Raw genomic sequence first — 21629 nt, forward strand, 5'->3', positions numbered from 1 at the left:
CTATAATTATCCTATTCGCTCTCGAATGGCGATATTTCTAGGAGGTAGTTTTTGATGACAGGTACAGTTAAATGGTTTAACGCAGAAAAGGGTTACGGATTCCTTCAGGTTGATGGCGGCGAAGACGTATTTGTTCATTTTTCCGCAATTCAAGGCGAAGGCTTTAAAACACTTGATGAAGGCCAATCCGTTGAGTTCGAAATCACTCAAGGTAACCGTGGTCCTCAAGCAGCTAACGTCGTTAAATTATAAGATCCAGGCTTTTCTCGATAGCTAGTAAACCTCAAACAGCTGATGAAAACTTCGGTTTTCTCCAGCTGTTTTTATCATTTTCTTTGACCCGTACCCTTGCAAAATGGTAAGATACCTTTGATACTTTTTCCATAGGGAGCGCTATATTATGAAATTTAAGTTATTTAAAGATCGCAAAGGTAAAGCAGACCAAGCGAAAAATAATCAGTTTGTTCGATTAGGACGGGAAATATTCGTGGCGGCTCGTGCAGGTGGTCCGAATCCTGATAGCAATTTTGCTTTGAAGGTAGCCATCGAGAGCGCACGTCGGATCGACATGCCCAAGGACAACATCGAGCGTGCCATCAAGAAGGCGACAGGCGATGGTGACAACGTGGAGTATGAAGTCATCATGTACGAAGGCTACGGACCCGGTGGAGTCGCTATTATGGTGAAATGTCTGACAGATAATCGTAATCGGACTGCTGCTGATGTTCGTGCGGTTTTCAACAAACGTGGTGGTAATATGGGAGAGTCCGGTTGTGTATCGTACATGTTTGACGAGAAGGGGCTGCTTACCATTGACCGCGAGGAGCATTCGCTCGATGAGGACGAGCTGTTAATGCAAGCATTGGAAGCTGGCGCTGAAGATGTGAGGACCGAGGAAGAAAGCTTCGAGATCATAACGCATCCACATGAGTTTGAAAAGGTGAAAACCGAGCTGGAAAAGCAAGGGCTGGCATTCACCGAGGCTTCGGTAAGCTGGACACCACAAAATACGATCAAGGTTGAAGGCGAGAATGCTGAGAAGCTGATCAAAATGATGGATTCGTTCGATGATCTGGATGATGTACAGGATGTGTACTCCAACTACGAAATCGAAGAGGAAGAAATGTCACGCATCGGTTAACCTTATTGGATTTTCAGGCTGGATAGCAGATGCCTATCACACAAGTACAAGCACGAAGCAAAAAGGATGTACGGACAAGCTCAACTCAGGAGCTGCTCCGTACATCCTTTTTATATATGCTTAATTTCACTGACTGCTGATTTGTTATTCCGGTCTAGTCAACAATTCTTAAAATATCGTTAACTTCCTTACGCGCCATCAGTCCTGGTCGATCGACCGGATAGCCCAAGGAAATGACCATATTGATCTGGCACTCCGCAGGGATGTCCAGATAAGTACGCATCTGCTCGGCAGCAAGCAGGACCGGTCCTGTCATCGGACAAGTGGCCAAATCACGCGCATGGGCAGCGAGCATCAAATTTTGTGCAGCGAGACAGCTGCTTTTAATGCCTTCCTCATCCCATACGGAGTCAGGGACAAGCTGGATAGGATCGAAGATTTTATCGCGAAATTTCGATGCATACGGAGTTGCCAAACAGATGATCAACACAGGTGCATCGGCGAATGCGGTAGCGTAAGGACCGAATGACTTTACAAGCATACGGGCTTCACGGCTCAATCCGCGCGTCTCGGCTTCAGCCGCCTTTTTATGCAGCTGGTCCCAGGTCATTTGTTCAATTTCTTTAATTTTTTCGCGATTGACAACGGCAATGAATTGCCATGTTTGCGAATTTGTATCGCTTGGGGCATAACGCGCGCAGTCGATTAATTCCTTGATATCCTGAATAGAGACATCCTGCTCTGTAAAGCGGCGAATGCTTCTTCGTTCCATGAGTATTGTTTTGAAATCTTCATATTGCATGATTGGTTCATCCCCTTAAGCTTTCCTGCATTAATTATGACTTGGTACTAAGATCTACCGATGATTATAACGGTTTTCATGCTGGAAGACAACCAGGAAGAATGGCAAGCATGGCTGTATCTGTAGGTTACTCCAGTACGACGGTATCTCCTTCATTCAACCCGCTTAGAATTTCTGTCTTCTCCGGTGTTTCCAAGCCGATCGTGATGTCTTGCCGAACTGGTGCGCCTTGCCCATTATCCTTCATCACATAATACTTATCCTTGTCGCGTTGAACAGCAAGCGTATGGACTAACAAGGTATTGGGCTTTTTATCCGCATGTATGGTTGCCGTCAGGCTGAGATCGGCTATTAATTGATCATTGGGCTCCAGGGAAATGATAACCTCGAATTGTGCGGATGCGGTACTGCTTGAATTGGAGGTGCTGCTCTTTGCAAATTTGGAAAGCTTTTCGACCTTACCCTGCAGCACGGTATTTCTAAGGGCATCGACCTTGATTTCTGCTGGCATGCCTACTTTAATGCGAAATAGATCGTATTCGCCGACGAGGCAGATTAGTTGCAGCTTGGTGAGGTCAACGATTTTGCCGACACGTTCATTTTCTTTTAATGACTGCGGCTCCTTGGTGCTTTCGAACAAAAAGATGCCATTCTCGGGAGATGTAAATTGTGCAGCTTTGCGCTTTTCCTGTTTTTGAGCTAATTGCGTTTGCATATGCTCCAGATTTAGCCGGTGAATGTCCTCCTGCATTTTTCTGCTTTGAGTTTGCGCATATTTTTGTTTCGCTTCCGTTTCGGAGATACCGGCAGTTTGAAGGTCCACTCCATTCAGGTTCTCCTGTTGAAACTGACTTAAACGGATATCCATCTCGGTTTTCTTTTGATTGGATTCGATCTGTGCGATTTCATCACTTAGTAAGGAATCGTCCAGCTGAAACAAAAGGTCTCCTTTGGCTACCTGCATGCCCTCGTTTACTTTCCATACCTTCACATCGGCTGAAAAGGGCGCATTGACATAGGTTTCCTTTTGATAGGATGATTTCCCTTTGACTTCTACGGAGCTGACCAAATCCTCACGGGTCACTTTAAAGGTCAGGCTGGACATACCTTTTGATCCATTTTGCTGAGTTTGCTTGGGAGTGTGACTCAGGACATACAAGGCAACGCTTATTCCTATTATGAATAATCCGGCTGCTGCGAGCAGCCATGTTTTCTTTTTCATGCTCAGATTCTCCTAGTCTCGTTTGATTGCGGTTAAGGCATCGGTTCGGGATGCTTTGATAGCCGGATAAATGCCTGAAAGCACTCCGGTCATGACGGCAAAAAATAAACCGACAGGTAAAATCCACGTGCTGATAAATAAAATTTCCAGATCGCTGCCTGACTGGGAAGGGGAAAATTGAATGACAGCCAGATTAATGCCCCAGATGACCCAATACGATAGTAAAATGCCGCAGGCACCTCCTAAGAGCCCCAGCATCGCGGATTCTGCAATAAACATATTCCGAATCTGACTGAGGTTGGCTCCGAGCACCTTCATAATCCCGATCTGTCTGCGTCGCTGGTGGGTAGACATGGTCATGGCAACGATAATAGATATCGAGGCCACGAACAGGATGAATAAGCCGACGCCGCCAAATATAAACCGTAAAATAACTAACTGTCCCTGCATTTGCTCTTCATAATGAAGGTTGGTTTGGGACGAGAGCTTCAGCTTCTTGACCCCATCCTCGATATTCTTCACATGGGTACTATCCGTTACTTTAATTTTGACTTCGTTGAACTCAGGTACTGGCTGTTGTTCCTGATTGCTTCCATTAACATTGGTATTAGCTGCATTCGTGATCGCTTCCTGTAGTTTCTTCCCTAAAGACGGGGAGATGAATGCCGTTTTCATATTACTTGCATTTTGGTCAGACATGCCTTCCGGCTTTTTTAATATTCCGATCACGCGAAGTGGAAATTGAATATTAGTTGACGTCATTCCACTTGGACCATAGAGATTAGGCTTCAATATCACCTGTTTTTGATACAGAGGGTAAGCGATTAATCGCGCTTGGATATTTCTGTCGCCACTGCCTCCATCGTAATCCGAATTATTGCGCATGGCCTGCTGATTAGAGCGTGAGAGCTGTTCATCAAAAAGTCCCATCGTCGCTCCATAGCTCAAAATAATTGTGTTTTCTTGATCCGTAGGGCCACCCTGTTGAAATTCGAAGCCGAAGTCGCTCAATGTATCCAGTTCCGTAGCAAATAAGTTGTTAATGTAACCGGATTTGTGATCAACCTCAAATTGCATTGAATTCAGTGTTTGGTAAGTCGCAATGGCTTTGACATTAGGAAAGGTTCGCATGATATCAATTTTGGACTTGGTTATCTCATAAGCCTTGGTTTCATTCGGATCTCTGCTGCTTGTACTTGATGGAGGGTTTCCGCTATGTATAGTGATTTCGTCTGTCTTCATAAACTGGCTCATCTGCACACGGCTGTAATGGTTAATGGACTCGCCGAACGACAGCGCAACGATAATAGAGGCCGATCCGATTGCGATTCCCATCGTACATAACGCCGTAACCACGACCCGCCTTTTCAGCTGGTCCCAGGCGAGTCGCAAATAATCAAATATATTCATTCGTCTTCACCGACCCATGGCTCCCCTTCAACCAAAAAACCATCGCGCAGCTGAATCACTCTTTGTGTGCGTCTGGCCACTTCCAGTTCGTGAGTCACAATGACAAAGGTGATGGACAAGGTTTCATTTAATTCGATCAGCAGATCGATAATTTCCTTTTCGGTTTTCGTATCGAGATTACCGGTCGGTTCATCTGCAAAAACGATAGCGGGGGAGGTGATCAGAGACCGTGCGATACTGACTCGCTGTTGCTGTCCGCCTGATAGCTGGGAGGGAAACATATCGCCTTTTTCTTCCAATCCTACCTTTGTTAATAAAGCGATTGCTTTTTCCTTGCGGATCTTGGCTTTGGTACCTTGAAATATCAAGGGCAGCTCTACATTTTCACGAACAGTGAGATGGGGGATAAGCTCATAGGATTGGAAAATAAAACCGATTTGTGTTCTACGGAACTCGGCGAGCTGATTTTCCGACATTTTCTCGATAGGATGACCATTAATGAGGATGCTTCCTTGGGTAGGCTTCATGAGCCCCGCCATCAGATTGAGTAGGGTAGACTTTCCGGAGCCCGAGCTGCCAAGCAGTGCGACTATTTCTCCTTTATTAATGACAAAATGAATATCGTTGAGTACTGGCGTTTCTTCAGCGCCATTATTGAAACGGTGAGACAGATTTTCTACTGCAAGCACGTGATTCCTCCTAAAAGCTTCCGTAGGAAGCTAACTTCGTAAGCATCGACTAAGCTTCCTATGGAAGCCAATTCCGTTACTATCGACTTTGTATGTACAATAGTAAGACGAACGAATCGGCCATTGTGTTGCAGAAATTGTTGTTTTTTGAAAAAAACAGATTTATTCGACATCCCGGGATCGTAAATGCAGCACGAAAAAGCTCACCATCGCTACGGCTGACAGGCAAGCGCCCACTCCATACATGACATGCGGTCCCCAATCACGAAACAACCAGCCGCCCAAGGCACCGCTGAATAAGCCGGCAAGGCCCGACCAGGTCACCGCGAACAACGCTTGTCCGGTCGCCCGATATTCGTCGGGGATCATACCCTGAATGTAGCGGATAACGGTGAACAGGAAGATGCCGAAGGAAATACTGTGCATAGCTTGAATCGCGATGACCCACAACGGATTTTCCACCTGACTCATGAATAGGAAACGAATCACATAAACAAAGGAGCTAACGACGAGCAGTGGCAGCTCCTTGTAGCGATGCCCATATTTGCTGAGCAGAAAAAATATAGGAACCTCGCTTAACGCCGATACCAACCAGGACCAGCCGATAATGGTTTGATCCGCGCCCAATTGCTGCAGAAACAAAGCCAAAAATCCATCGTTAAAGCGGTGGGCCACTGAGGCGATCAGCACAATAAGCATGAACATCAGGAAACCATTGGAGCGAATGACCTTGGCCAAATCGGCAAATACGAGCTTTTTATGTGATGTTCTTCGACCGTCTGTCAGACCTGTCGATATGATTAGTGACAAGCCAATGGTCCCCAAGCACAAATAAATCGTCAGATCCGCACCATACTGCTTCAACACCATACCGAATGCCAGGGAAGCTACAGCAAAGCCGATAGAGCCCCATACCCGAAAGGATGCGAAGCTTTTGGTAGAGCCCTGAATCGTCAATAGCGTCAAGCTGTCACACAGCGAATTGATTGGGGACTGGAAAAAGAAAAAAACGGCCATGAGCAGCAGCAGCACGCCGAATTGAGTACTTTGAAATACACATAGCGCCATAATCCACTGCCCGATCAGAACGACGATTAATATCTTTTTAACCGTACGGTATTTGTCACTGATCAAGCCCCAGAACAAATTGGAAAAAATGCCGATCATCGGTCCAATTGAGTACAGCAAACCGATCTGCACGGTGGAATAGCCCATGGATTTGAAATACAAAGGAAAGTAAGAGACGATGACCGCCATGGTCATGTAAGAAGAAAAGCTGAAGCCTCGCAGGATGGCATACCTCGGCTGCTGGTGCGGTAAAGCGTTGTTCAAACCTATCACTCGTTTCTCGAATTAAGTTTCATATGGAAGGGAGAGCGGTCTCCCGATTTGCGTATATTTCTCAGTACAAGCCCTACGACGACAGCCTCGGCTACCATGCCTAGCGACTGGGCAAAGGCCCCGATCATTCCGTTCATTCCTGGACTTACAGCAATGCACAAGGTCAACGTGATTAGCGTAATGAGCACATTTGCCGATTGCGACCATACCATGACCTTCGTTTCACCACGCAGCATGATCAGTCCATTACCATAATCGAGCCAAGGAAAGACCAACACCATAATCATAAACATCTTCAATGTATTTAAGCTTGCATGCATCAATCGTTCGTTTACACCCATGACGTGCTCCATAAACCACATGCCAAGAGGGGTGTAGCACAAGATCGTCAGCAGCAGAACGGGTATGCAGGACAACACAATCGTAAATCGAAGGACAGCCTTGGCATCCTTGTTATAGAAGTTCAACACAATCTGGTGAATATACGAGAAAAAGCTCTGTACAAGCTGAGTCAAACCTGCAGCGATCGTAAACGATGCGACAGATAGTTGAAAGTCGGACGTTTTACCCATAAAGGAATTGATCGCCGGGCCAATAATGACCGCAATAATGGAAGAGTAGAGCAAGGGCTTATAAAATTGAAAAATTTGACCTGGACGCTCAATCGTATGCTCAGGAGTTTTCTCGGGAATTTTTTTCAGAAGCACGCGTCCTTCGAGGAAGCTCATCAGCGCTTCAACCATCATACCCGATAAGAAAATAATCGCACCTACCTGCCCGCTGGTTACGCCATTGGTCTTAATGAAATATAAAGAAACCAGATACATCACGAGCAGACGCACGATCATGCCTATGGTCAGCCATTTCGTACGCATGTTAAATATAATGACACCTTGAAATAAACAGCGCAGGCCGGAAAAAATGCTCACAAACATCAATACCCGGTACACATCAATCATCGGTCCAAGCATGTCGTCATCAACACCGAACAAATAGAAAAAAACCCATTTGCCAATAGGCGTATAGGAGATGAGAGCGCCCATGAGCAGGATACTGGAGAAGATATATAGGCTCACGATGGATACGGCCCTGAACGAGACCCGATCCCTGACGAGAGCAGAGCAGGTTTGTCTTAGCAAAATTGCAGGTCGCTCGGTAATAGCCAAAATACTGAAGGGTAGCGCATAGCTGGCAATAATAATTTCAGGATGTGCGGACCTTGCTAGCGTACTGTTAATGATCAAATGAGAGATTGTTATCAAACTTGCGGAAATACCAAGCGGGATAAAAAAAGATAATAGCTGTCGAAAGGACACTTTAGTTTCTGGATCGTTACTCATATAAGGATCTCCTATTTGAACCCATTCTCAAATCATTCCTCCCAGTATAGCACACTTTACGATAACTCAATGCGAAAATTTGTCTATTACCTCTGGCAGAAGGAAAGGGGTTCATGGTACATTAGTGTACATACAAAACATCTCTATTGCATGGAAAGGTGTTGTGCCGTATGGCTTGGAGCTTCGTAACCGATGAACGTCTCGGCATCCCGCTGCCACACTTTGATAACGATTGGGAAGACTATTCGGAAGAAGAACGTTCGATTATTTTACTGCGCTGGGAAGAAATTCGCGGTACGATACCTGATCATATAAAAAAGCTGGAGCAAATCATCATTAAGAAGCAAAATCATCTGAATGTAGAGGATAACTTTAAGCTGTCATGTCAGCTTAACTCCGAAATAGCCGAATTAGCGGGTACGATTAATGAATTAAACCTTTGGTTTAGAGTCAATCAGGACGTTGCACCCTCAGCTGCGCATCACTAAGGCAGGTTAATTGGGATTCATTTTGTCGATTCGGTTTATTTATGGTGGGCATTGCCGATTCTTTATATTATAATGTAGGGTATGGGTTTCGACTGGAATCAAGTTAAGGAAGGTGGAAATGTTTTGTCGTGGACAGAAGGAGTAAGTAGATTGTGGCTTGTGTTGAAAGAGCATCGGCCTTCGCTCTATCCTACGGAGGAGTGGGATGATCTGCTGGATATCAAAATTGCGAAGCTGTTGAAGGAAGGCACGAACACGGATCAATTAACTTACGTACATGCCGTTCAGTCGGGTTTGCACTTGTTGAATGAAAGCTTGGACAAGTCACACACGCTCTCGCAGGATATTCACAATACCACAGGGAGCTATTGGCATGGGATCATGCATCGGATGGAGGGCGACTACAGCAACTCGAAATATTGGTTTCGTCAGGTAGGGGATCACCCTGTATTTACTCTATTACTTCAACAAGTGAAAGAGATTTACCGACAATCCCATGCAGAGTATGAATCCATTAGCAGCGATAACCTGAAGGGCCGACTGGACAAACTCGTTTCGAGCTCGTCATGGGACCCTTACGGTTTCGTCGATCTGGTTCAGCAGCAGGTAACGGTTGCAAGGGATGACAATGCTGAACAGCTTTTACAGCATATTCAATGGATTGAAATCAAGCTCCTGCTGCAATATTGCTATGATAAGAGTGGAGGAACAGCTTTTGATTTTTGAAGCTGGCCGCACACGGCTTACCCCACGCCATCCCATGCAGTTGATGCTGCGTATGTATCGCTATGTGCTTCCGGAGGTTCAGGAGCAGCTTCGGTATTGGCGTAATAAGGCGGAAGCTATGCCAGACCAAGAGTTAAAGAAGCAAGCACTTGACAGCTTGACAAGTAAACAATTTCATTGTCAAGGCGGAGCGGTATATGCGACTGCTAATTTGCCTATGCGTCATGTATTAATTCCGTTGATTATTGCGTTTCAGACGATCAGTGACTATCTGGATAATTTGTGTGATCGAAGCACCTCGCTGGACCCTCAGGATTTTCGCAGGCTCCATCAATCGATGCTTGATGCTATTAATCCGGCTCAGCCACTCCATGACTATTATGCATATCGAACGGAACAAGAAGATGGCGGTTATTTAAATGAGCTTGTCAAAACATGCCAGGCAAGTATTCGCATGCTGCCCTCCTATGCGCTGGTCACGGATTCGGTGCTGAAATGGGTTGGATTGTATTGTGATTTACAGGTGTACAAGCATATTCGGCAGGACCTCAGGGAGCAGGCGCTGGCGGAATGGTGGGGGCAGTATGAGAGCAGCCATAAGGACATTAGCTGGAATGAGTTTGCTGCGGCAACAGGGTCCACTTTAGGTGTGTTTATGATGTTTGTGGCAGCTTCAGAATCATCCTTAACGCTCCGGTTCGTTGACATTATCCAGGAAGTCTATTTTCCTTATATTTGCGGCTTACACATTTTACTTGATTATTTGATTGACCAGCAGGAGGATCAGCTTGGAGGCGATCTGAACTTTTGCAGCTATTATGCGGATATGGAGCAAACCGTAGAACGTATAGCTTCGTTTGTTATTGAAGCCAGAATGAGAACCAAACGGCTGGTCAACCCGGCTTTTCATCAGATGATTATTGAGGGACTGCTCGCGCTCTATTTGTCAGATCCGAAGGTTAGTAAACAGAGACAGGTGAAGGCAATATCGCGAAAATTAATGAAGGGAAGTCCTTGGACGAGGCTCTTCTTCTTTGCAAACAGCATACTGGTTCGTAAAAGATACTAATTGTTCATTTCCTAGGGAGGAAACCATACATGACAGTCAAAAAAATAGCAGTGCTTACAAGCGGTGGAGATTCACAAGGTATGAATGCAGCGGTCCGTGCGGTCGTGCGCAGCGGTCTATATCATGGATTGGAGGTATATGCAGTCCAACGGGGTTATGCCGGCTTGATCAATGATGATATTCGTCAAATGGATCTTAGAAGCGTGGGAGATATTATTCAACGCGGCGGAACAATACTGCAAACGGCTCGATGTAAAGAGTTTATAACACCTGAAGGTCAGCAGATGGGTGCCGACAACCTAATGAAAAGAGGAATTGACGGTCTTGTCGTCATTGGCGGCGATGGCTCTTATCAAGGTGCGAATAAGCTGAGCAAGCTTGGAATTAAAACAATGGGTCTTCCAGGAACGATTGATAACGATATTCCTTTTACCGATTATACAATCGGATTCGATACAGCGGTTAGTATTGTCGTAGATGCGATTAACAAGCTGCGTGATACGATGAGCTCTCATGAACGTTCTTCGATAGTCGAGGTTATGGGACGTTATTGTGGAGATATTGCCTTGTATGCCGGTCTGGCAAGCGGTGCAGAAACGATTCTGGTGCCGGAAGTTCCATTTGATTTGGATGAAATCTCGGATCGGATGGAAACGAACTTCAAATTAGGCAAACGTCACAGTATCATTATTGTTGCCGAAGGCGTATGTAAAGGCGAAGATATTGCTAATGAGATTTCCAGACGCAAGGATTCGATTGAACCGCGTGTAACCGTACTTGGCCATATCCAACGTGGGGGAGCGCCTACGCATAATGACCGTATCCTGGCTAGTAGCCTTGGAGATTTTGCAGTAAGAATGTTAATCGAGGGTGAGTCCGGCAAAGGCTGCGGAATTATCAAGGGTGAGCTTACGATTACTGATATCGAAAAAGTCGTTAATACCAAAAAACAGTTCAACATGGAGCTGTACGAGTTGGCTAAGCGCTTGTCCCAATAATCTATACGTCAAACAGGCAGTTCCCTTCAAAAGAAGAGGACTGCCTGTTTGTTTGATGAACGATATGTCAATTTGTTATCTATTTGGTTTGCTGCAGCTTCAGCGCATTCAAAATTTCCGCTGTCGGCCGATTTCCTTTTTTGGCATACACAATGATTCCATCCTTATCGATTACAAAAACACAGCGCTGCTGGCCAAGAAGAAACATTTTACCGACATCATACAAATGACGCACTTGGTCTCCCTGATCGCTAATTAACGGAAAATCATATCGAAACTTTTGAGAAAATTGTTTGTGCTCAGCTAGTGAACCAGGGTTTACTCCCACTACCAATGCATTGTACTCGGCATACTTGGTTTTGGAATCGCGAACAGCACACAATTGTTTGGTGCAAATCGGTGTCTCATCCTTAGGGTAAAAAATCAGCACGACAGGCTGTTTGCCAAAATAATCGCTCAGGTGCAACGGACCTTGTGTACTCTCAGCGTTAAAAGACGGTGCTTGTTGTCCAATTGCCAGCATGGAGCTTCATCTCCTTTAAGTAGATCTTCTGCTATTGTAACGACAAACAGAAATGACATGCAAGTTTTGAGCCCGAATAAGCATCCAAAGATTGACCTCGTTATTTGAGTGTACTAAAATGTATGAAAACTAGATGATTAAGGGAGATATCATAACATGACAAAAATTGCTATCATTTGCGGAAGTAATCGTAAACAGGCAACAACTGCACAGCTATGCCGACATTTGGAACAAGTGTTGGTGAATAAAGGATGTCAGGTTATTTTTCTGGATTTGTACAGCTTGCCGTTACCGCTCTATTCACCGGATGTCGAATGCGACGACGCGAATCTTGCCATATTCAAAAATGGTCTGAATGAAGCGGATGGCATTATTTTGGCAACACCTGAATACCATGGTGCACCATCCGGTGTGTTAAAAAATGCGTTGGATTATACAGGGTTTGCCCAATTTGACGGGAAAGTGGTGCTATCGGCGAGCTCGACTGGTGGTCCGGTAGGAGTAAGCTCCTTGCAGCAGCTGCAAACGATCGTTCGTAATGTACATGGTATCAACTGCCCGGAATGGATTTCGATTGGTGGAGAGAACCGGATCTTTACGCCTGAAGGTGAACCGGCCAATCAGAAAACGCGTGAACGTGTATTACATACGCTGCAATATTTTGTGAAAATGGTCGAGACTTTCAGTTCGATCAAGCAATAACTCAAGCTTGGGGTGAAATCAGCTAATGACCATATTAAGCAATGACTGGGCCGAGCAGCTTGCAATTGAATTTGAACAACCATATTATCTGGAGCTGCGCCAATTTTTGAAGCAGGAGTACAGCACACGAACGATTTATCCGAATATGCATGATATTTTTAATGCGCTGCACTATACGCCTTATGCGAAAGCCAAGGTAGTTATTCTCGGCCAAGACCCTTACCATGGACCTGGACAGGCTCACGGGCTAAGCTTCTCGGTGAAACCGGGGGTGAGACAGCCGCCGTCGCTGCAAAATATGCTTAAAGAGCTTCGTGACGATATTGGCTGCACAATACCGAACAATGGTTATTTGGTGCCTTGGGCCGAGCAGGGGGTATTGCTGCTTAACACGGTGTTGACTGTACGGGAGGGAGAGGCCAATTCGCATAAAGGCAAAGGCTGGGAACGCTTCACGGATCAAATTATACGCAAGCTTAACGAGCGTGAGCAGCCGCTGGTATTTATCCTGTGGGGCAGTAACGCCCAGCAAAAGACTCAGCTGATAACGAATGAGCGTCATTGCATACTACGTTCTGTACATCCAAGTCCATTGTCCGTGCATAGAGGCTTTTATGGAAGTAAACCTTATTCGCAAACCAATGACTTTCTGCGAAGTATAGGTCAGACAGAGATCGATTGGCAGCTTCCGAACTTATAATTTTATTTAAATATAATCCACCATAACCCACGTTTAGCAAACGAAAAGAGGCCTTGCGTCAGCAAGGCCTTCTCTTGTTTACCTTTCAACCCGAACTCAAGTCCTCGCACCCAAAGTCAAGCTTGTCCCGGAGGGGCCAAAGCGACCCGAGAAAACCAAAGTCCGCGCTCCAGCCATAGCACCCAAAGTCAAGCGTGTCCCGCAGGGACGATAAGCGCCCCGAGAACACAAAACTCCGCGTCCCACCCATGGGAGTCCAGAGGGCAGCGTCCTTTGGGGCCCTCCCTAGCAGGGAGGGTTTGGGAGGGTCATCCCCCGTAGTTGACATCTCCCGTATACGTATTGACTGCATTCCATAATAAATATTCTTCCACGCCGTTATCCTTTAACGCTCTAATTTGCTCATCCAGCTCATGCTTGCCGTATTTTACATAACCTTTCACCCAAGACGCTGTGAAGTCCTGAATCCATGGTCTGACAATAGGCTTTAAATTCAATGACTGGATCGGCTCCAATTTCTTGGTTGTATCCTTCATGGCTCCATTAATCGTTTGGTAAGGTGCAGCATCCGGCACATTGGAGCCGTACCATCCGGTACTGTAATGACTTGGATAAATCATCGGACTTATCACGTCTACATTTTCCGAGATTTTCTCAAAATCCTGACCGATACCTTCAGCGGCTGGAACGGCTGCCGCGTAGCCAAAAATATCAACGGATACTCTCACGCCAAGAGGAGATAGCTGTTCTCTGGCATATTTAACGAATTCGGATACAGCATCGATTCTTGAACGCTCATCCTTATCATACTTTAAGATGTCGGCACGTTTTTCGAAGCCCTCGGGGAAACGTACGTAATCAAATTGAATTTCTTTAAAACCTGCTTTAGCCGCTTCTTTGGCAATGTTAATATTATAATCCCAGACTTCTTTGCTATACGGGTTAACAAAGCTTTCCTTACCATTGCTCCATAGGGTACCGTCAGGGTTTACAAATGAAAGCTCAGGTCGTTTTTTGGCGAGTACTGTGTCCTTGAATACTACGATTCTAGCAATTGGATAGATTTGATGCTCTTGCAGTGTGCTCATGAGCTTCGGCATATCCGCAATAATTTTTTGAGTGGATTCCAAAGCTTCAAGTTCGGGATTTCCTGTCGGATAGGTAATATATCCCCAATCGTCTTTAATATCTATGACCATCGAGTTCAGTTCAGTGTCATCCATCAGCTTCAGAAGTGTGCTCATCCGCGCACCGGCAGCACTATGAGCTGTAACATATACGCCTTTTACCTTCGGGGCTTCCTTTTGCGGGTCTATCTTGTTCACAGGGCGCAAACGGTCAGCTGTCGTGTTTGCATTTGCTGATGCCTGTGGTGAAACTTGCTGCACAACCGCATTTTTCGAGTCTAGTGATGCCTGAACGAGCTGATCAAAGCTTACATCCGGATGATCTGCACCAGTTTGACTCATCATCATTAATAATGAAGCTAGTAATAATTCCATGGTTGCCTAATCTCTCCTTGCCAGAATGATATTTTCTATTATAATAGAGAAGCTTGGTGCATCATAGGGAAAAATAACGGATTGTGTTGAATTTTCGGATATAGTGACATATTACCCAAAGGATAGGTGTTATGAATAAACAAATTTGGACACTGCGCGGCCTTAACTTAACCTACTATGCAACTTCAGCTGTCCTGATGCCTTTTCTCCCTCTTTATTTTGGCTTAAAAGGTTATTCTTCATCACAAATCGGTTTGCTGATGATGGTAGGTCCTTTCGTGGCCATATTCGCGCAGCCGTTGTGGGGTTATTTAAGTGACCGCTATAACACACTCAAATTTATTATTTTCGGGTTATGGGCCTTGACCGTTGCTTCTAGTGTAGGGATTTTTCAGACGGACGCTTATGTTTGGGCGTTTGTTTTTATGTTGATGCTTTATTTCTTTATGCTGTCAGCAGTGCCGCTGCTCGACAGTATTACAATCAAGGGGGCTGCCCAAAGTGGGAAGTCGTACGGATCTGTAAGACTGTGGGGCTCTATTGGCTTTACGGTAGCGGCAGTTATATCCGGCTTTATTCTTGAAGCACTGGGTGGGGTGCAGCATATCGCCTGGCTTTATTGGACTGCCTGGATATTACCTTTGATTTTGCTGTTGTTTTTGAAAGACGACAAAACAAGCGGCAAAAAAATTTCGTTAAAAGAAGTCGGCAGCATCGTGAATAATCGTCCCTTTCTCTGGTTTTTACTGCTGATTTTCATATTGATGGTTCCTCACCGGATGAATGACGGACTATTTGTGCTTTATTTGAAGGATCTTGGGGGGAGCGACTCGATGGCGGGGTGGGGATGGGCTATAGCTGCTGTTGGCGAGATACCCGCATTTGCCCTGCTGAGCAGATATATGAATCGCTATCACGAAATGGCGCTGCTCGGCGTGGTATCCATTCTGTATACCATACGCTGGCTGCTGTACGGCTGGATTACAGATCCAACAGCTCTGATGTTTATGCAGATGATGCATTCCTTTACTTTCGCGATTTTTTGGATCGTGGCGCTGCAGTATGCAGTTCGATTGGTACCGGAAGAGATGCGTTCCACGGGATTAGCCCTTTTTTCAGCAGTTTTTTTAGGATTGGCAGGTATTACGGGAGGTTTCGTAGGTGGTTATATCAAGGATCTGTGGGGTGGACAGTGGATGTATTTACTGGGTGCTTGTATGACAGCATTAGCTGCAGTACTTTTCCTTGGTACTCACATTCTTACGCTGAGAGCAAAAAAAACCAACTGATTCCTTGAAATCAGCTGGTCGTATAAGTCTTCGTTGAACGTTCAACGAAGCTTTTTCTAATTCAATTTGTCATTATTTGGTATGCTGATTGCTGGAATCCTGAGTAACCTCATGCAGCTCTTTTTTCGGGGTTGGTGTCGTTTCATCTGAGGAAGACCCGTTACCGGAAGTTGCCTCTTTGAATTCGCGAAACATTTTTCCGAAGCCGCGACCTAATTCAGGCAATTTATTGGGTCCGAACAGCAGCAGTGCAACAAGTGCGATTAATATGATATGCCATGGAGATAAAGCTCCCACGTAATACACCTCCGATTTTGTTTAACAAACCTATCATAACATGTTTTTATTATATCATAGCAGTCATTTATTACGAAACCATAACAATTTCAAAGGTAGTTCAAAAAGTCCCCATTTGATCACGAAGTCACGCAGGATGATTACTCGGCATCGAATCTTGCATTCAGGCTCGAAGTGCGGTGCTCATTTAGATATTGCCTAAACTCCGCTCCTCCTTCTTCACCTTCTTGCAACCTCCTTGGTGCTGAAATGTTGACTTTTTGAACGCGCACTTTAATTATGATCTAAAATAAAGACGCCCCTTAATGGAGAAAGGCGTCTTTTTGTTGTTCCGAAATACTGTGTTGAATGATTTCCATAGCATCTCCCGCTTCCAACGCTTCAATCCCGTTCCTAAGTACAATCTCAAATTCGAGCTCGGACCTTGTCAGGAAAGGATACAACTCGGGAGTCAATCTCATCACGATCGTCGATAACTTCACTGTTTCCACAAGCAACACCCTTCCTCGTCTTATTTGAGAAGATCAGGTTTGACTTACGATGAACAAAGGTAAAGCTGAAGATATGAATGAGATTACTCTTTTATTATAGCACAAGGAGACTAAATAGAAATGGTTAAAATTACTTCTTTTTAAAAGACCCCGAGCGTGTGCTCGTACTGGGTTTTGAGCTGCTTGAAGATTTGTTGGACGAAGTAGAGCCGTCATTTTTCCTGATATTGCTGGATGAGCTGCTGCTATTCGATGATGTAGACGGTTTTGTTGATGTCGAACCAGATGGCTTCGATGATGATGGGCTTGTAAAGCTGCCCTTGCTATCCGATACAGATGGTGTAGCCGATTTACCCGGTTCAGGCGTTGTTGGCTTCGAGCTGCTGTTCGAGCTATTGTTGGAAGATGGAGCCGGCGTCGCAGGCGTAGTTCCAAAGCTTCCTTTGCGATCTGTCGTCGTCGGTGCAGGTGTCGATTTGGCTGGTGCCTGCGGCTTGGCTGCTGGTTGTTGATATTTGCCATAATCATCATAACGCTGGGTCGTTCGGTAACCCTTGTAATCAGAACCTGAGCGATTTCCGTTAAACCAACTGCTTCCAAGTAATGATTGCAGCACCGAAGCCGCTACGTACCCCTGAAGAAAGGATGAATCATAGTTTTCTTTGGCGTATTCAATGCTGTCGATTTCAACTAAAGTGTTATTTTCTTTGTCAGGATCCTTTTGTACATTGATAATTCTACTATTATAAACAAGGAACATTTGATCTAATGATTCCTTGCTCATTTCCTTTGGTTTTTCATTGGCTGCTATCTCGTTAGATACCGTAGGAACGTCCTTGCCTTCTACGGAATAAACCTTGGCTGTAGTTTTTCCTTGTCCTTGAACATCAACAAGCGAATAATTATCTTTTACATAATTACCCGCATCGCTACAACCTGCAATCATAGAAAATATAAGTACAAAAACGATAGTGACGGCTATCCACGAAACCATTTTTTTATTCAAATTGAATCACCTCCATACGGCATTTAACCGTATTGTGAACTGTATACTAACGGCCGCCTTTCATAAATTTAATTTGGCCTGCAGGTGTCTTGGTGCCTTCCATCGCAACAAATTTACCATCCTGCCATTGCAGGAAGAAATATTGTCCATCCGGACCAAAGTATCGCCAGAGCATAACATCTTCACTGCCGCGGAAATCAGTGTTCCCCTCAATTCGAACCATATCACTGCGCTGGCTTTCCAGAGTGTAAGTAATACCCCCATTAACTTCCAAGGAGGTTGGAACATCATTCGGACTGTCCAGAGCTCCTTCAACGAATTCGCAAATAAAGCATTCATACGTGCGGCCTTTCTCGACCAGCAGGCAGGAAATGGTGTTACCATTTTGCAAATAATAAGCTATCCGATGGGGAGGGAAGCCGCGGTCAAAATAAATTTGCTTTCCTGATACAATATACTCCTCAAGGTCAACATTCACAATGTCACCAACCACAGTGTCCTCCATCGGATTGGATGCCTGCACAGGAGGTTGTTCCTTTTGGCTCTTCAGAATAGAGCCGACTCTTTTCCAAATCGACATGGGCAATTTCTCCTTTATACAACCTTGAATAAATAACGACTTAACAAACATTATAACTAATATATACGACTAAGAGGTAGTGCAGGTTTCAAACGGGTTATTATTATTCATAGTCATCTGAAATTTCTGGAATATTTTTAGAGTTTATGGTACAATACTAAAGATATTCTTAAGTACGGCCTTGCGTATGTAATTACGAATGCTTCGGACGCATTTTATAGATACAAAAAAGGATATAGGAGTCGCACTTAAGGGTATATACAAACAACACCCTAAAAGGAGAATGAAAACATTTGAAAAATTTTAGTGAATTCGGCTTGGACCCAACGGTATTGCGTGCCATTACAGAGATGGGCTTTGAGGAATCGACACCGATTCAAGAAAAAGCTATGCCTATCGCAATGGACAATCGCGATTTAATCGGCCAAGCGCAAACCGGTACAGGGAAAACGGCGGCATTCGGTATTCCATTAGTAAACAAAATCGACGTTAAAGAAGACAGAATCGTCGCTTTGATTATGTGCCCGACTCGTGAGCTGGCCATACAGGTTGCAGAAGAAATCGAAAAGCTCGGCAGATTTAAGGGCATTCGCTCTTTGCCAATCTATGGCGGTCAAGATATCGTGAAGCAAATTCGTGCTTTGAAAAAAAGACCGCAAATCATTATCGGTACACCTGGACGGTTGCTTGATCACATCAACAGAAAAACAATCAAGCTGGATGACGTACAAACGGTTATCCTTGATGAAGCAGACGAAATGCTGGACATGGGTTTCATGGAGGACATCCAGTCCATCCTGAAGCTGGTTCCTTCGGAACGTCAAACGATGCTGTTCTCAGCAACAATGCCAACCAACATCCAAAGATTGGCACAACAATTTTTGCGCAATCCAGAGCATGTATCTGTAATTCCTAAGCAAATGAGTGCACCTTTGATCGATCAATCGTACATTGAATTGCAGGAAAGACAAAAATTCGATACTTTGTGTCGTTTGATTGACATGGACTCACCGGAATTGGCCATCATATTTGGACGTACAAAACGCCGGGTTGACGAATTGGCAGAAGGCTTGCAAAAACGCGGCTATACAGCAGAAGGTTTACACGGTGACTTGTCACAAAATCAGCGCGATAATGTAATGCGTAAATTCCGTGACGGAAGTATTGATGTATTGGTAGCTACCGACGTTGCAGCTCGTGGTCTGGACGTTTCCGGTGTTACTCATGTAATCAACTTCGATTTGCCGCAGGATCCTGAAAGCTATGTTCACCGTATCGGTCGTACAGGCCGTGCAGGTAAAGAAGGCGCAGCTTACACCTTCGTTACACCAAGAGAAATCGATCACCTGAACTTTATTGAGAAGTTGACTCGTCAAAAGATTGCCAAGAAGCCAATGCCAAGTATTGCTGAAGCCATCGAAGGCAAGCAAAAAATGACAGCTGAGCGTATCCTGGATCTGTTGGACAAAGACGATCACAATGAATATAAAGGCCTGGCTATTCAATTGCTGGAGCAGCATGATTCTGTTCACCTGTTGGCTGCAGCATTGAAATTGTTAACTGGCGACAAGAAAGAAGTTAATATTGAATTGACTCCTGAAGAGCCGTTACGTGCCAAGAAGAGAAGACAAGATGTACGCAGCTCCGGACGCAAGCCGACTGGCAGCTACGGCACAGCAGCAGGCGCTCGCAGTGGTGGCAGCGGCAGACCTTATGATCGTTCTTCTGGTTCCAGTAGTGGCGGTTCGAGACCTCCACGCAGTGGCAGCAGCGGCGGTGGAAGCCGTGACTACTCCTCACGTGAAGGTCGCGACAACCGTGGCAGCAGCAATCGCAATGAAGGCCGTGATTACGGTCGGGATCGTGGTTTTAACCGCACCACATCTGCTCGTCCCAATGAAGATCTTGTGAAAAACTAATGCTCTCGAGGTGAAGCTTGCGTTTCAAGCTTCACCTTTTGTTTTGCTACCTTCCAATGCTAAAATAAGCTATAATATACGATATACGAATTTTTCAGTTACGCATATGAACGAGGAGGGCATTGTTTTGGAATTTAGAGGTATCATGGGAGGGTTTTACCGTATATCGGAATGGATTATGCGGTTATCTGTTATTAACGTATTATGGGTAATATGTGCGCTTCCCTTCTTCCTGTTAGGTCTGCTTTTATTGCAAACGGAATCGTTGGATCAGTTGATGTCGACTTTGATTCTAATTGCCATTGTATCGCCATTTACCTTGTTTCCTTCAACCGCTGCGATGTTTGCCGTTGCTCGGAAATGGTTGACTGGTGAAGAGGATGCACCTTTATTAAAAACCTTTTTCAGAGGTTACAAAGAGAACTTCGTACAGAGCATGCTTGGTGGTATTGTGTATGCTTTAATCGCTGTCATCCTGTATACGAACTTTAAATTTTACGGGAGTCAAACAGGAACCTTTGGTGTTTTAAAGTTTTTAGTGTTGACGCTTACAGCTTTAATTGGAGTTTCGTTCTTCCATTTCTTTTCGATCATTAGCCATTTGCACATGAAATTTTTTCAAGTCCTGAAAAATGCGATATTGATTTCGATCGGGCATCCGATTCGTTCCTTGTCGATGATCATTTGTAACGGATTTGTGGTGTATATCAGTTTTACACAATTTACTTTTTTAATTCCATTCTTTATGGGAAGTCTAATCGCGGTTATTTCGTTTTGGCACTTTAATCTCATATTCGGCAAGCTGCAGACCAAGCAGCAGGCCATGGAGGAGAAAGCTGCTGAGGAGGCCGAGGAGGCTGCTCGTAAAGCGAAAGCTGAATCGGGTGATGAAGCACTGGGAACATCAGAGAATGATCAGGATAGCCATTTACTGCCGACGATAAACCTGGACAAAAAAGACTTAGAAGAAAACAAAACGGATAAACCATAACTACCCTGACCTGGATATAATCAATGCGAGCACTGAGGTTTACAATTATGCCTCAAAATCATATAATAAGGGTACAAAAAAATCCTGCGATGTTCGTTACGGTTTTAAGTTGTTTTGAACCAATGACTGTTTCTTGGGAGACCTACATCAAACCATGGCTGACATGCCCTCGAAAAGGGACCTCAAAAGTGGTTTTGCGGACACCCACCTGCGAGAGCGGGTTTGAAGCGCTAAACCGGACGGCATTTGCGGGTTTTTTTGCGTCCTATTAACGGAGATTTATAATTCAGCCATATAGGTTCCAAGTGCATATTATTTCCTCGGAAATTATTGCTGCTTTAAACGCAAGATTCGATATCCTGGTATTTTAAAATGACAGAGCAAACAAAAACCAGTCCAACAC

The 21629-nt window shown here is 44.8% G+C and carries 23 protein-coding genes and 1 other RNA gene; 12 read left to right on the forward strand and 12 right to left on the reverse strand.

Annotation, left to right across the window (positions count from 1 at the left end; genetic code table 11):
- Nucleotides 1-54: 54 nt before the first annotated feature.
- Both OB236_RS21705 and OB236_RS21710 read left to right on the forward strand, forming a co-directional pair.
- On the forward strand, nucleotides 55-252 hold the full coding sequence (locus OB236_RS21705; RefSeq protein ID WP_076229182.1) for a cold shock domain-containing protein: 198 nt from the start codon (nucleotides 55-57) through the stop codon (nucleotides 250-252).
- Between the two features lie 148 nt (nucleotides 253-400).
- Complete coding sequence (locus OB236_RS21710; RefSeq protein WP_262685855.1) at nucleotides 401-1141, forward strand: YebC/PmpR family DNA-binding transcriptional regulator; 741 nt, start codon at nucleotides 401-403, stop codon at nucleotides 1139-1141.
- Nucleotides 1142-1295: 154 nt separating this feature from the next.
- Here OB236_RS21710 and OB236_RS21715 read toward each other — a convergent pair whose 3' ends face one another.
- The 6 genes from OB236_RS21715 to OB236_RS21740 form a co-directional block, all read right to left on the reverse strand.
- Nucleotides 1296-1943: a nitroreductase family protein gene (locus OB236_RS21715; protein WP_262685856.1), complete on the reverse strand. Its 648-nt coding sequence runs from the start codon at nucleotides 1941-1943 to the stop codon at nucleotides 1296-1298.
- Nucleotides 1944-2070: 127 nt separating this feature from the next.
- Entirely contained in the window at nucleotides 2071-3165 is a 1095-nt protein-coding gene (locus tag OB236_RS21720; protein WP_262685857.1) for an efflux RND transporter periplasmic adaptor subunit, read from the reverse strand.
- A gap of 12 nt (nucleotides 3166-3177) precedes the next feature.
- Nucleotides 3178-4575, reverse strand: coding sequence for an ABC transporter permease (locus tag OB236_RS21725; protein WP_262685858.1), 1398 nt, complete (start codon nucleotides 4573-4575; stop codon nucleotides 3178-3180).
- Nucleotides 4572-5264 (reverse strand): ABC transporter ATP-binding protein, encoded by a 693-nt coding sequence (locus OB236_RS21730; RefSeq protein WP_262685859.1) that lies wholly within the window; start codon nucleotides 5262-5264, stop codon nucleotides 4572-4574. Before OB236_RS21730 ends, OB236_RS21725 begins: the two co-directional genes overlap by 4 nt.
- Nucleotides 5265-5426: 162 nt before the next feature.
- Entirely contained in the window at nucleotides 5427-6596 is a 1170-nt protein-coding gene (locus OB236_RS21735; RefSeq protein ID WP_262685860.1) for an MFS transporter, read from the reverse strand.
- A gap of 5 nt (nucleotides 6597-6601) precedes the next feature.
- Nucleotides 6602-7945, reverse strand: a complete 1344-nt coding sequence (locus tag OB236_RS21740) for a multi antimicrobial extrusion protein MatE (RefSeq protein WP_262685861.1) — start codon at nucleotides 7943-7945, stop codon at nucleotides 6602-6604.
- Between the two features lie 170 nt (nucleotides 7946-8115).
- Here OB236_RS21740 and OB236_RS21745 point away from each other — a divergent pair, with 170 nt between their 5' ends.
- From OB236_RS21745 to pfkA, 4 genes are all read left to right on the forward strand, one after another.
- Nucleotides 8116-8433, forward strand: coding sequence for a hypothetical protein (locus tag OB236_RS21745; RefSeq protein WP_240419058.1), 318 nt, complete (start codon nucleotides 8116-8118; stop codon nucleotides 8431-8433).
- 123 nt (nucleotides 8434-8556) lie between these two features.
- A complete protein-coding gene (locus OB236_RS21750) occupies nucleotides 8557-9159 on the forward strand; it encodes a hypothetical protein (protein WP_262685862.1) in 603 nt (200 codons plus the stop codon).
- 43 nt (nucleotides 9160-9202) lie between these two features.
- On the forward strand, nucleotides 9203-10228 hold the full coding sequence (locus OB236_RS21755) for a tetraprenyl-beta-curcumene synthase family protein (RefSeq protein WP_262685935.1): 1026 nt from the start codon (nucleotides 9203-9205) through the stop codon (nucleotides 10226-10228).
- Nucleotides 10229-10257: 29 nt separating this feature from the next.
- Nucleotides 10258-11226 (forward strand): 6-phosphofructokinase, encoded by a 969-nt coding sequence (gene pfkA, locus OB236_RS21760; RefSeq protein ID WP_076229191.1) that lies wholly within the window; start codon nucleotides 10258-10260, stop codon nucleotides 11224-11226.
- A gap of 79 nt (nucleotides 11227-11305) precedes the next feature.
- On the opposite strand, the gene OB236_RS21765 is transcribed toward pfkA, so the two are convergent.
- The gene (locus OB236_RS21765) at nucleotides 11306-11749 is read right to left on the reverse strand and encodes a peroxiredoxin (RefSeq protein WP_262685863.1); all 444 of its coding nucleotides are present in this window, start codon (nucleotides 11747-11749) and stop codon (nucleotides 11306-11308) included.
- A 156-nt stretch (nucleotides 11750-11905) separates the two neighbouring features.
- Here OB236_RS21765 and OB236_RS21770 point away from each other — a divergent pair, with 156 nt between their 5' ends.
- Complete coding sequence (locus OB236_RS21770) at nucleotides 11906-12451, forward strand: NADPH-dependent FMN reductase (RefSeq protein ID WP_076229193.1); 546 nt, start codon at nucleotides 11906-11908, stop codon at nucleotides 12449-12451.
- Nucleotides 12452-12476: 25 nt separating this feature from the next.
- On the forward strand, nucleotides 12477-13151 hold the full coding sequence (locus tag OB236_RS21775) for a uracil-DNA glycosylase (protein ID WP_262685864.1): 675 nt from the start codon (nucleotides 12477-12479) through the stop codon (nucleotides 13149-13151).
- Between the two features lie 308 nt (nucleotides 13152-13459).
- Here OB236_RS21775 and OB236_RS21780 read toward each other — a convergent pair whose 3' ends face one another.
- Nucleotides 13460-14653, reverse strand: coding sequence for a putative glycoside hydrolase (locus OB236_RS21780; RefSeq protein WP_262685865.1), 1194 nt, complete (start codon nucleotides 14651-14653; stop codon nucleotides 13460-13462).
- A 131-nt stretch (nucleotides 14654-14784) separates the two neighbouring features.
- Between OB236_RS21780 and OB236_RS21785 the strand changes: the two genes are divergently transcribed.
- Entirely contained in the window at nucleotides 14785-15942 is a 1158-nt protein-coding gene (locus tag OB236_RS21785; RefSeq protein WP_262685866.1) for an MFS transporter, read from the forward strand.
- A 72-nt stretch (nucleotides 15943-16014) separates the two neighbouring features.
- Here OB236_RS21785 and tatA read toward each other — a convergent pair whose 3' ends face one another.
- From tatA to OB236_RS21805, 4 genes are all read right to left on the reverse strand, one after another.
- Complete coding sequence (tatA, locus tag OB236_RS21790; RefSeq protein ID WP_076229198.1) at nucleotides 16015-16239, reverse strand: twin-arginine translocase TatA/TatE family subunit; 225 nt, start codon at nucleotides 16237-16239, stop codon at nucleotides 16015-16017.
- A 302-nt stretch (nucleotides 16240-16541) separates the two neighbouring features.
- Nucleotides 16542-16736: a hypothetical protein gene (locus tag OB236_RS21795; RefSeq protein ID WP_076229199.1), complete on the reverse strand. Its 195-nt coding sequence runs from the start codon at nucleotides 16734-16736 to the stop codon at nucleotides 16542-16544.
- A gap of 124 nt (nucleotides 16737-16860) precedes the next feature.
- Nucleotides 16861-17736, reverse strand: a complete 876-nt coding sequence (locus OB236_RS21800) for a DUF4247 domain-containing protein (RefSeq protein WP_262685867.1) — start codon at nucleotides 17734-17736, stop codon at nucleotides 16861-16863.
- 46 nt (nucleotides 17737-17782) lie between these two features.
- Nucleotides 17783-18316 carry a DUF4178 domain-containing protein gene (locus tag OB236_RS21805; RefSeq protein ID WP_076229200.1) on the reverse strand — a complete coding sequence of 178 codons (534 nt, stop codon included), beginning with the start codon at nucleotides 18314-18316 and terminating at the stop codon, nucleotides 17783-17785.
- Between the two features lie 293 nt (nucleotides 18317-18609).
- Here OB236_RS21805 and OB236_RS21810 point away from each other — a divergent pair, with 293 nt between their 5' ends.
- The 3 genes from OB236_RS21810 (at nucleotide 18610) to ssrS (ending at nucleotide 21485) form a co-directional block, all read left to right on the forward strand.
- Complete coding sequence (locus OB236_RS21810) at nucleotides 18610-20235, forward strand: DEAD/DEAH box helicase (protein ID WP_076229201.1); 1626 nt, start codon at nucleotides 18610-18612, stop codon at nucleotides 20233-20235.
- A 127-nt stretch (nucleotides 20236-20362) separates the two neighbouring features.
- The gene (locus tag OB236_RS21815) at nucleotides 20363-21226 is read left to right on the forward strand and encodes a YesL family protein (protein ID WP_262685868.1); all 864 of its coding nucleotides are present in this window, start codon (nucleotides 20363-20365) and stop codon (nucleotides 21224-21226) included.
- Nucleotides 21227-21304: 78 nt separating this feature from the next.
- A non-coding RNA gene (gene ssrS, locus OB236_RS21820) (6S RNA) lies at nucleotides 21305-21485 on the forward strand.
- Nucleotides 21486-21629: the final 144 nt, after the last annotated feature.

The organism is Paenibacillus baimaensis (genome assembly GCF_025567575.1).